We start from the raw sequence: 1,162 nt of genomic DNA on the forward strand, positions 1-1,162 counted from the left end.
ATTTCTTATGCCTAGAAGAAGATTCACGCCGGAGCAGATTATCCAGCATCTCCGCGAAGCGGAGGTGCTTCTTTCTCAGGACAAGACGATTGCCCAGGCCTGCAAGGCGATCGGTGTCACGGAGCAGACTTACTACCGCTGGCGGAAGGAGTACGGTGGTATTCGTACCGATCAAGCCAAGCGGTTGAAGGACCTGGAGAAAGAGAACGCTCGGCTCAAGCGTTTGCTGGCTGATGCCGAACTCGACAAGGCGATTCTGAAGGAAGCCGCTTCGGGAAACTTCTGAGCCCGGACAAGCGACGGCGAATCGTCGAGCACGTGCGAGATACCCTGGGACGCGCGCGAGTCTCGGAACGGCGGGCTTGTCGCGTGCTAGGGCAGCCTCGTTCCACCCAGCGCCGCGTTCGCTGGGTTCCCGATGACGAGCCTCGCCTGGTCCGGGAGATGATTGAGTTGGCGGAACAGTACGGTCGTTACGGCTATCGGAGAATCACCGAGATGTTACGGCGGAAAGGTTGGCAGGTGAACCATAAACGTATCGAGCGCCTGTGGCGTCGCGAGGGCCTGAAAGTACCGAAAAGACAGCCTAAACGACGTCGCCTGTGGTTGAACGATGGTTCGTGTGTTCGCCTGCGACCGAGTCGTCGCGATGAGGTCTGGAGCTATGACTTCGTGCATCACCGTACGCACGATGGCCGAGCCTTCCGGATGCTGACACTGATCGATGAATATACGCGAGAATGCCTGGCGGTCGACGTGTCCCGTCAGCTTTCCAGCGAAGATGTCTTGGAGCGTCTTAGTGACCTGTTCGTTCGTCGAGGCGTACCAGACTTCATTCGCAGCGACAACGGCTCGGAGTTCACCGCCACGAAGGTCCGAGACTGGTTGGAGCGAGTCGAGGTAAACACGCTGTACATTGAACCTGGCAGTCCCTGGGAGAACGGTTACATCGAATCCTTCAACGGGAAGCTGCGAGATGAACTGCTCGATCGAGAGATCTTCGACACGCTACTGGAGGCGAAAGTGTTGATTGAACGGTGGCGAGTCGAGTACAACACGGTACGCCCGCACAGTTCGCTGGGGTACCGCCCACCGGCACCGGAGGCCATTCTTCCAGGGGAAGCTGCTTCCGCTACGCTCCAGCACCTTCCCCTGGAAGAAT

At 58.2% G+C, this 1,162-nt stretch carries 1 protein-coding gene; it reads left to right on the forward strand.

Features of this window, described 5'->3' with window-relative positions; translation table 11 throughout:
• Nucleotides 1-7 precede the first annotated feature (7 nt).
• A protein-coding gene (locus C5Y83_RS01505; RefSeq protein WP_105327889.1) for an IS3 family transposase occupies nt 8-1,162 on the forward strand; the annotation gives its coding sequence in 2 pieces (ribosomal slippage) (nt 8-272 and nt 272-1,162; 1,156 coding nt annotated over the 2 pieces). This gene is flagged as partial in the annotation.

Origin of the sequence: Blastopirellula marina (assembly GCF_002967765.1) — a bacterium.
In the GTDB taxonomy this organism is placed as follows: domain Bacteria; phylum Planctomycetota; class Planctomycetia; order Pirellulales; family Pirellulaceae; genus Bremerella; species Bremerella marina_A.